At 72.7% G+C, this 8509-nt stretch carries 11 protein-coding genes; 7 read left to right on the top strand and 4 right to left on the bottom strand.

The features are described from left to right. On the bottom strand, window positions 1-517 hold a 517-nt coding region (locus ACWKZU_RS10675; RefSeq protein ID WP_449282303.1), incomplete at its 3' end, for an ABC transporter ATP-binding protein. Between the two features lie 85 nt (window positions 518-602). Between ACWKZU_RS10675 and serB the strand changes: the two genes are divergently transcribed. Next, window positions 603-1241, top strand: a complete 639-nt coding sequence (gene serB / locus ACWKZU_RS10670; RefSeq protein WP_449282302.1) for a phosphoserine phosphatase SerB — start codon at window positions 603-605, stop codon at window positions 1239-1241. Window positions 1242-1268: 27 nt separating this feature from the next. Here serB and ACWKZU_RS10665 read toward each other — a convergent pair whose 3' ends face one another. Continuing rightward, complete coding sequence (locus ACWKZU_RS10665) at window positions 1269-2078, bottom strand: isocitrate lyase/PEP mutase family protein (protein ID WP_449282301.1); 810 nt, start codon at window positions 2076-2078, stop codon at window positions 1269-1271. Between the two features lie 113 nt (window positions 2079-2191). Then, window positions 2192-2902 carry a 3-oxoacyl-ACP reductase FabG gene (fabG, locus tag ACWKZU_RS10660; RefSeq protein ID WP_449282300.1) on the bottom strand — a complete coding sequence of 237 codons (711 nt, stop codon included), beginning with the start codon at window positions 2900-2902 and terminating at the stop codon, window positions 2192-2194. A gap of 145 nt (window positions 2903-3047) precedes the next feature. On the opposite strand from fabG, the gene ACWKZU_RS10655 reads away from it, so the two are divergent. From ACWKZU_RS10655 to ACWKZU_RS10640, 4 genes are read left to right on the top strand one after another with little or no spacing between them, the layout of a single operon-like run. Next, entirely contained in the window at window positions 3048-3455 is a 408-nt protein-coding gene (locus ACWKZU_RS10655; protein ID WP_449282299.1) for a DUF3099 domain-containing protein, read from the top strand. Then, window positions 3452-3697, top strand: a complete 246-nt coding sequence (locus tag ACWKZU_RS10650) for a hypothetical protein (protein WP_449282298.1) — start codon at window positions 3452-3454, stop codon at window positions 3695-3697. Before ACWKZU_RS10655 ends, ACWKZU_RS10650 begins: the two co-directional genes overlap by 4 nt. Continuing rightward, the gene (locus ACWKZU_RS10645; RefSeq protein ID WP_449282297.1) at window positions 3690-4586 is read left to right on the top strand and encodes an SURF1 family cytochrome oxidase biogenesis protein; all 897 of its coding nucleotides are present in this window, start codon (window positions 3690-3692) and stop codon (window positions 4584-4586) included. The genes ACWKZU_RS10650 and ACWKZU_RS10645 overlap by 8 nt, the downstream gene beginning before the upstream one ends. Next, window positions 4579-5523 (top strand): cutinase family protein, encoded by a 945-nt coding sequence (locus tag ACWKZU_RS10640; RefSeq protein WP_449282296.1) that lies wholly within the window; start codon window positions 4579-4581, stop codon window positions 5521-5523. The genes ACWKZU_RS10645 and ACWKZU_RS10640 overlap by 8 nt, the downstream gene beginning before the upstream one ends. On the opposite strand, the gene ACWKZU_RS10635 is transcribed toward ACWKZU_RS10640, so the two are convergent. Continuing rightward, window positions 5520-6482 (bottom strand): helix-turn-helix transcriptional regulator, encoded by a 963-nt coding sequence (locus ACWKZU_RS10635; protein WP_449282295.1) that lies wholly within the window; start codon window positions 6480-6482, stop codon window positions 5520-5522. The genes ACWKZU_RS10640 and ACWKZU_RS10635 overlap by 4 nt on opposite strands. Before the next feature lie 61 nt (window positions 6483-6543). Between ACWKZU_RS10635 and ACWKZU_RS10630 the strand changes: the two genes are divergently transcribed. Together ACWKZU_RS10630 and ACWKZU_RS10625 are read left to right on the top strand one after the other, a co-directional pair. Next, on the top strand, window positions 6544-7677 hold the full coding sequence (locus ACWKZU_RS10630; protein ID WP_449282294.1) for an ATP-binding cassette domain-containing protein: 1134 nt from the start codon (window positions 6544-6546) through the stop codon (window positions 7675-7677). Then, complete coding sequence (locus ACWKZU_RS10625; RefSeq protein WP_449282293.1) at window positions 7674-8468, top strand: ABC transporter permease; 795 nt, start codon at window positions 7674-7676, stop codon at window positions 8466-8468. Before ACWKZU_RS10630 ends, ACWKZU_RS10625 begins: the two co-directional genes overlap by 4 nt. Window positions 8469-8509 lie beyond the last annotated feature (41 nt).

Here is an 8509-nt window from a genome sequence, read left to right as displayed (position 1 = left end):
TCGCGCTCGGCTCGTCGAGCAGCAGCAGCTCGGGGTCGGTCATCACGGCGCGGGCGATGAGCGCGCGCTTGCGCTCGCCATCGCTGAGCGTGCCGTAGCTGTGATCGGCGAACCCGGCCAGATCCCACTCGGCCAGGATCCGCTCGGCCTGGCGCACGTCGACGTCGTCGTAGTGCTCGTTCCAGCGTCCCTCGACGGAGTACGCCGCGGTGAGCACGAGATCGCGCACGCGCTCGTTCGCGGGGATGCGCCGGCCGGTGGCGGAGGACACGAAGCCGATGCGGTTGCGCAACTCGAAGATGTCGACACGGCCCAGGCGCTTGTCGAGCACGTCCACCGTGCCGGTGGTCGGGTAGTCGTTCGCGGTGGCGAGCTTCAGCAGCGTGGTCTTGCCGGCGCCGTTGGGGCCGAGGATGACCCATCGTTCGGCGTCGTCCACCGACCAGTCGACTCCGTCGAGGATCGGGCGCCGGTCGCGCACGTAGGTGACATCGGAGAGCCGCAGCACATTGACCATGGAGACCAGCCTAACGAGTGACGCCTCGCGTTCGGGCACGGCACGCTGACGAGGCTCTCCGCCTCGGCCTTCTAGACTGGAGCGCATGACGGTCTCCCCCCTTGTTGTGCTCGATTGCGACTCCACCACGATCCAGGACGAGGTGATCGAGCTGCTCGCCGACGCCGCCGGCAGCCGCGAGCAGGTGGCCGAGGTCACCGAGCGGGCGATGCGGGGCGAGCTCGACTTCGCGGAGAGCCTCCGAGAGCGCGTCGCCACCCTGGCGGGCACGCCGGAGGGGGTGTTCCGAGAGGCGTACGAGCGGGTGCGCCCCACCCCCGGGGTCCACGAGCTGATCGACGCCGTGCACGGGCTCGGCGGCAAGGTCGGGGTCGTGTCGGGCGGGTTCCACGAGGTGCTCGATCCCCTGGCCGGCGATCTGCGCCTCGATCTCTGGCGCGCGAACCGGCTCGAGGTGGTGGACGGCGCCCTCACGGGCCGCACGGTGGGCCCGATCATCGACGGCGCCGCGAAGGCCGCGGCGCTGCGCGAGTGGGCCGAGGCGACGGGCACCCCGCTGTCGGCCACCGTCGCGATCGGCGACGGCGCGAACGACCTCGAGATGATGTCCGTCGCCGCGCTCGGCGTCGCCTTCAACGGCAAGCCGCTGGTGCGCGAGCGGGCCGACGTGTCGATCGAGCTGGATCTCTCGCTCGCGATCCCGCTGCTCGCGCGCCTGGGGTAGGCCGCCGATCCGGCCGGGCGCGGCGGCTCAGAAGTTGTTGAGCTGCTCCGTGTCCTCGGGGATCGCGCCGTCCGCCTGCAGCGACCCGCCGAGCCGCTTGAGCGCGGTGAGCGCCACGTTCTGCGGCATCGGCCCGTAGGAGATGCGGGCGACGCCGAGCGCCTCGTACTCGGCGGCGGTGAGTGCCCCGGGCAGCCCGATCACGCTCACCCTGCGCTCGCCGATCCCCTCGACCAGCGCGCGGGTCTCGGCGGCGTCGAGCACACCCGGCACGAACACGCACTCCGCGCCGACGTCGAGATACGCCCGACCGCGCTCGATCGCGTCGTCGATGGACACCGCGCGGGGCCGGTCGCCGCCCCTCACGATCGCATCGGTGCGGGCGTTGAGCACGAAGGCCACGCCCTCGCGGCGACCGGCTTCGACCGCGTCGCGCATCACGGCGACGGACTCCTGGAGCGGCCGCAGCCGATCCTCGATGTTCGCGCCCGAGACGCCGACGCCGATGGCCTTGCGCACGGTCTCGCCGGCGTCGCCGAAGCCCCCGTCGAGGTCGGCGGAGACCGGGAGATCGGTCACCGCGGCGATGCGCTCGACGGTCGAGAGCATGAGGTCGAGCGGGATCCGCTCGCCGTCGGGGTAGCCGTGCGAGGCCGCGATGCCGTGACCCGCCGTGGCGATCGCACGGGTGCCGGGAAGCTCGGCGACGACGCGCGCGCTCGCGGCGTCCCACACGTTGACCACGCGCAGGATCTCGGGAGCCCGGTAGAGCTCTGACAGTGCCTGCGCGTCGACCACGACGCGCGTGCGGGATCGATGGTGCTCGCTGCTGCTCATGCGCCCAGGCTACGCCGGGCTCCGGGGAGAGGGGAAGGCTCTCGCAGGGGCTTGACAGCTCCGACCGGCCCGTGCAGACGCCGGTGCTCGGGTCGGCTGCTCATGGCCCGTGGCTAGTGACCCATCCCCAGTCCTCCGTCGACGGGGATCACCGCGCCCGAGATGTAGGCCGCGTCGTCGCCGGCGAGGAAGGACGCCGCACCGGCGATCTCCGCCACCTGCCCGAAGCGGTTCGCGGGGATGGACGACAGGTACTGCTGCTGCTGCTCCTCGGGCAGCGCCGCGGTCATGTCCGTCTCGATGAATCCGGGGGCGATCACGTTGGCGGTGATGTTGCGGGCGCCGAGCTCGCGGGTGAGCGAGCGGGCGAAGCCGACGAGCGCCGCCTTCGACGAGGAGTAGTTGATCTGGCCGGGCGAGCCGTACAGGCCCACGACGGAGGAGATCAGGATGACGCGCCCGAAGCGCCCCTTGAGCAGCCCCTTCGCGGCTCGCTTGACCACGCGGAAGGTGCCGGTGAGGTTGGTGTCGATGACGCTCGTGAACTCCTCCTCCGTCATGCGCAGCAGCAGGGTGTCCTTGGTGATGCCCGCGTTCGCCACGACCACCTCGACGGGGCCGAGCTGCGCCTCGATCTCGGTGAACGCGGCATCGATGGAGGCCGCGTCGGTCATGTCCGCGCGCACGGTCAGCGAACCCTCGGGACCCTCGCCGGAGCGGGCCGTGACGGCGACGCGGTGACCGTCGGCGATCATGCGCTCGGCGATGGCGTAGCCGATGCCGCGGTTGCCTCCGGTGACGAGAACGGTGCGCGAGGTGGTCATGGGGGTCCTTCCTTCGAAACAGCTGGGATCCACCCTATGCGACGCGGTGACGGGGTGCGGGCTGACTCGCGGTGCGGTTCTGGGCGAGGGCACAGCGAGGCCTGGGCCGCACGGCGTAGGCTGGAGCGGTACGAAGAAGGGACGCATGGCGAAGAGTTTCAGCGTGACATCGGCTGGCGTGAATCCGGCCGAGGATCGCGCGCACCGTATGCGCATGTACTTCGTCGCTATGAGCCTGCGCGTGGCCTGCGTGGCCTCGCTGTTCTGGGTGCGGGGCTGGTGGGTGCTGCTCGCCGCCGCCGGCGCGGTGCTCCTCCCCTGGTTCGCGGTGATGGTGGGCAACGCGGTCGCCCACAACGGCGGCGAGGCGCCGGACGCTCCCGCGCCGCTGCAGCTCGAGGGCGGCTCCACTGCCGAGCCGGAGGCGGAGGCCGGCCCGCTGATCGTGGTCGATGTCGAGCCGGAGCGCCGGGCGCGCCCCGCCGAGGCGCCCCCGCACGACGGCTCCCCCGCGGACACGCCCGCCGCCGAGTCGCCGGGAGACGCGCCGTGAGCGCCGCGGCGGGTTCGCCGCTGACCCTCGGCGGCACGCCCGAGCACCGCTTCGAGTGCTCTCGCGCCGGGTGCCGGGCGCCGGCCGAGTGGGCGCTCCTCTGGCGCAATCCGCGGATCCACGACGAGCACCGGCGCAAGACCTGGCTCGCCTGCCGGGAGCACCTGGAGACGCTGCGCGAGTTCCTGGCCGCGCGCGACTTCCCGCTCGAGACGCGGGCGGTGAGCGACCTCGATGGCTGAGACGCGTGCACCGGGGGCGGCCGAGGACGCCGGCCGGATCGGGTGGAGCTTCCTGCGCTCCGCCCGGTGGGCCGGCTACTGCGCGATGCTGCTCGTCTTCTCGATCGCGTGCGTGCTGCTCGGCAACTGGCAGTTCGATCGGCGCGCCGAGGCCCGGGCCGAGATCGCCCGCATCGACGCGAACTACGACGGCGCCCCGGTGCCGCTGGCCGAGGAGCTGCCGCAGCGCGACGCGTTCGACGAGGACGCGCAGAAGTGGCGCACCGTCTCGATCGAGGGCGAGTACTTCGGCGAGCCGTTCCTCGCCCGCAACCGCCCCGGCCCGCAGGGCGTCGGGTCGAACCTGATCCAGCCGCTCAGGACGGCCGACGGGGGCGTCTTCTTCGTGGATCGCGGCTGGGTTCCGGTCGACGGCGGCGCTGCGGAGCGCGGGGAGGTCGACTGGGCGGAGCTGCCGCAGCCGCCCTCGGAACCGGTGCAGGTCGTCGCGCGCCTGCGCGCCTCGGAGCCCGCGATCCCGGGTCGCACGACCGCCGGCCGCACGGTGGCGAGCATCGAGCTCGCCGAGCTGGCCGGGCTCTCCGGCTCGGAGGACAGCGCCTACACCGGCGCATACGGCATGCTCGTCTCCGAGGATCCCGCGGGCGAGCACGGGGTGCTTCCGGCGAAGCCCGAGCGCGACGAGGGTCCGCACCTCTCCTACGCGCTGCAGTGGTACGTGTTCATCCTCATTGCGGCGATCGGCGTGGCCTACGCGGCCCGGCGGGAGTACCGCACGCTCAACGCGGGCAGCGCCGTCGTCCGCGAGCAGGATCGCCGCAGCGCCGAGCGGCGACGCCGGCGAGGGCCGAGCGACGCCGAGGAGGAGGACGCGCTGCTCGATGCGTAGGCCACTGCTGTTCGCGCTGCTCGCGGGGCTCTCGCTGTCCCTCGCGGCCTGCGCGCCCGCGATCGATGCGACCGCGGCCCGCGAGTCGCTGTCCGAGGTGACCGAGGATCCCGCCGTCCCCGACGCCGCCGAGGAGCTCGACGCGGATCTCTCGCCGGAACCGGTCGTCGAGCCGCTGGAGTGCCTGCCGTACCTCGTGATCACCGCTCGCGGCACCGGCGAGCCGTCGCGCGGGCAGCTGCTCTCCCCCGTCGCGCGCGCGATCGCCGAGGCGCGGCCGGGCGAGGTGCTGCAGCTCGACCTCGACTACCCCGCCGACACCGATGTGAAGGAGGGCGGAACCGTCGGTGCGCGAACGCTCATCGACACGCTCAACGTGCAGACCGAGGCCTGCGAGGAACAGCGCTTCGTGCTGCTCGGCTACTCGCAGGGGGCCCTCGTGATGGGCGACGCGCTCGCGGCGCCCGAGGCCCGGCTGATCGGCGAGACCGTGGGAGAGGTGAGCGGGGCCGCGGCCGAGCGCGTGCTCGCGATCGTGTTCTACGGCAATCCGCGCTTCGTGGGCAGCGAGCGGTTCGACTACGGCAGCTACGATCCGGGCATGAACGGCATCCTGCCCCGCCCTCCCGGCAGCCTCGACGCCTTCGCCGACCGCTTGCGCGACTACTGCGTCGCCGGCGACTTCGTCTGCCAGAGCAGCCTCGATCTCGACGAGGAGCCGCACATCGACTACTACAGCAACGGCATGCAGCAGGACGGTGCGGCGTTCGCGATCACGCGGCTGGATCCGCCGCGCCGCGACGCCGACGGGCGCGCGCATGCCGAGGAGCCGGGCGCCGATGACGATTCCCGTGCGGAGAACGGCTCCGGTGCCGCCGATGCTTCGGGCGCATCCGACGAGCGGCGGCCGGCCGAGGGCTCCCGCGCGGCCGACTAGTCCAGGGCGCGGAGCATCCGCTGCAGCGCCTCGCGCAGCTCGCCTCGATACGGCTCCGCGAGGTCCGTCGTGTACTCGACGCCCGGCGGGATGTAGAGCATCCCGTACATCGCCTCCCGCCAGTCGCCGCCGCCGATCGGCCATCTGGTGCGTGAGTCGCCCTCCGCGGAGGCCCCCTGGGACCACTGCCCGAAACGGCTCTGCACCTCCGCGAGCGGCAGGTCCATCACCACGTCGGTCTCGACGGCCTGCGGCGCCCAGGAGCGCGCGATCAGGATGAACTCCTCGACCTCCTCCGGGGTCAGGGGGCGCGGCGCGAACAGCGCCCGCAGGTGCTCGACCCCGGACAGGCGGTCGACCCGGAATGTGCGCCAGTCGTCCCGGTCCAGATCCCAGCACAGCAGGTACCAGTGCCGCTCGGCCGGAGCCAGCGCGTGCGGCTCCACGCGGCGCCGCGTCACGACGCCCTCGGCGGAGGTGTGCGAGAAGCGCACGCGCTCGTGATCGCGGCAGGCGAGCGCGAGCTCGCCGAGCACCTCGGACGACACCGGTGCACCGGAGGAGATCCCCGCGGGCTGCACGGTCTCGGCCAGCGCGTTCACGCGACGGCGCAGCCGAGCCGGCAGCACCTGCTCGAGTTTCGCGAGCGCCGTGATCGTGGTCTCGGCGCCGGACACGAGGCGCTGCGATGCCGCGACGCGCAGGCCGATCGCCATCGCCACGGCCTCCTCGTCGGTGAGCAGCAACGGCGGCACGGCGCTCCCCGCCTCCAGCCGGTAGCCGCCCGCGGCGCCCGGGGTGGATTCGACGCGATAGCCGAGCTCGCGCAGCCGCTCGATGTCGCGGCGGACGGTGCGCTCGGTGACGCCGAGCCGTTGCGCCAGCTCGGAGCCCGGCCAGTGCCGATGCGTCTGCAGCAGATTGAGCAGGGACAGCGCGCGGGAGGTGGTGTCGGACATGTCACCAGACTGCCAGAGATCGAGGACAGTATACGTCCGGGTTGCTGCTTACGCTCGAGGCATGACTCCAGAAACGATGATCCAGGCCGAGGCGCTGACCAAGCGCTTCACCGTCAAGCAGAAGACCGTCGAGGCGGTCGTCGACCTCAGCTTCGAGGTCGCACGCGGCGAACTCGTCGCGTTCCTCGGGCCGAACGGAGCGGGCAAGTCCACGAGCCTGCGCATGCTGACCACGCTCACCCCGCCCACGGAGGGCTCGGCGAGGGTCGCCGGGTGCGACATCCTGCGCGATCCGGCCGGGGTGCGCGCTCGGATCGGCTACGTCGGCCAGCTCACCAGCGGCAGCTTCTCGCAGCGCGTGCGCGACGAGCTGCTCAGCCAGGGCGCGTTCTACGGCCTCTCCGCGGCGGCGACGCGCGTGCGGGCGGACGAGCTCATCGAGTCGCTCGACCTCGCCTCCTTCGCCACCCGCACCGTGCAGCAGCTCAGCGGCGGGCAGAAGCGCCGGCTCGACATCGCGCTCGGCCTCATGCACGCCCCTCCCCTCCTCTTCCTCGACGAGCCCTCAACCGGTCTCGATCCGCAGAGCCGGGCCAACCTCTGGCAGCACATCCTCGACCTGCGCGCGCAGCACGGCACCACGGTGTTCCTCACCACCCACTACCTCGAGGAGGCGGATCGCTACGCCGAGCGCGTGATGGTCATGGATCGCGGTCGGATCGTCGCCGACGACACCGCGGACCGGCTGAAGGCCGAGCTCGCCGGCGACCTGGTCACGCTCGGCTTCGCGACCGCGGACGAGGCCCGGCGCGCCGGTGAGACCGTACGAGGGCTCACCGACCGCGAGGTGCGGATCACCGAGCGCGAGGTGTCGGTCACCGCACCGGACGGCGACGCCCTGCTCCCCGCGGCGGTGCGGGCGCTCGACGCCGCCGGCATCGCGGTGCGGTCGGCGACCGGAGTGCCGCCGACCCTCGACGACGTGTTCCTCTCCCTCACCGGCCGCACGCTCCGCGAGGCCGAGCAGGGCGACGCCGCCGAGCAGATCAGCACCGCCGAGACCAGCGCCGCCGAGCAGGATGCCGCATCGGGCGGTCCGGCCCCGGCGCCGGCGCCGGACCGGAGCGCATCACCCAACCAGAGCACCGCCGAGGCCGCCGCCGCGCACCTCGCCCCGAAGGGAGCGAACCGATGATCACCGACACCACCGCCGAGACCGCGCCGACCGCAGGAGCGAATACCGTGCGGGACACCTGGAACGTGCTCGTCCGCGAGCTCCGCCCGGTGGTCCGCGATCCCTTCTCGCTCATCTTCAGCCTGCTGCAGCCGCTCGTCTTCCTCGGGTTGTTCGCACCGCTGCTCGTCGGCGCGTCAGGGCAGCCGGCGGCCGATACGCTGCAGTGGTTCGTGCCGGGCGTGCTCGTCATGATCGTGCTCTTCGGCACCGGGATGACCGGATCCAATCTGCAGTACGAGATGATGACCGGTTCCCACGAGCGCACGCTCGTCGCGCCGCTCTCACGGTCCTCGCTGCTGGTCGGCCGCGCCCTCAAGGAGATCGCACCGATCGTGGTGCAGGCGCTCCTGATCGTGGCGATCGCCTGGCCGTTCGGCTTCCGGGCGCACGCGGCGGGCCTCGTGGCCGGGCTCGTCCTCCTCGCGGTGTTCGGGGTGGGCCTCGGCTCGCTCTCCTACGCGCTCGCGCTGGTCACCAAGGACCGGGAGTGGCTGTTCTGGGGCCTGCAGCAGGGGCTGATGTTCCCGCTGCTCATCCTCTCGGGGATGCTGCTGCCCCTCGACCAGGCGCCCGGCTGGATGCGGGCGGTCTCGGCGGTCAACCCCATCAACTGGGTGGTGCAGGCCGAGCGGGCGCTGATGGCGGGCGCGTTCGCCGAGCCCGCGGTGCTCTGGGGCGGTCTGTCGGCGCTCGCGGTCGCGGTCGTGGGCCTCGTCGTGGGCATCCGCGCGATGCGCCGCAGCAGCTAGGCGCGCCGCCCGCCGGGACCGCCCGTCACGGGCGGCCCCGG

It is taken from the genome of Leucobacter sp. (assembly GCF_053528595.1).
This window is presented reverse-complemented; position numbering and strand designations above follow the sequence as displayed.

What these genes read in the sequence shown, in the direction of transcription:
- ACWKZU_RS10630 (WP_449282294.1), top strand. Translation starts at nt 6,544, where the DNA reads ATGACTCCAGAAACGATGATCCAGGCCGAGGCGCTGACCAAGCGCTTC.
- ACWKZU_RS10665 (WP_449282301.1), bottom strand. Translation starts at nt 2,078, where the DNA reads ATGAGCAGCAGCGAGCACCATCGATCCCGCACGCGCGTCGTGGTCGAC.
- fabG (WP_449282300.1), bottom strand. Translation starts at nt 2,902, where the DNA reads ATGACCACCTCGCGCACCGTTCTCGTCACCGGAGGCAACCGCGGCATC.
- ACWKZU_RS10635 (WP_449282295.1), bottom strand. Translation starts at nt 6,482, where the DNA reads ATGTCCGACACCACCTCCCGCGCGCTGTCCCTGCTCAATCTGCTGCAG.
- ACWKZU_RS10645 (WP_449282297.1), top strand. Translation starts at nt 3,690, where the DNA reads ATGGCTGAGACGCGTGCACCGGGGGCGGCCGAGGACGCCGGCCGGATC.
- ACWKZU_RS10655 (WP_449282299.1), top strand. Translation starts at nt 3,048, where the DNA reads ATGGCGAAGAGTTTCAGCGTGACATCGGCTGGCGTGAATCCGGCCGAG.
- ACWKZU_RS10625 (WP_449282293.1), top strand. Translation starts at nt 7,674, where the DNA reads ATGATCACCGACACCACCGCCGAGACCGCGCCGACCGCAGGAGCGAAT.
- serB (WP_449282302.1), top strand. Translation starts at nt 603, where the DNA reads ATGACGGTCTCCCCCCTTGTTGTGCTCGATTGCGACTCCACCACGATC.
- ACWKZU_RS10640 (WP_449282296.1), top strand. Translation starts at nt 4,579, where the DNA reads ATGCGTAGGCCACTGCTGTTCGCGCTGCTCGCGGGGCTCTCGCTGTCC.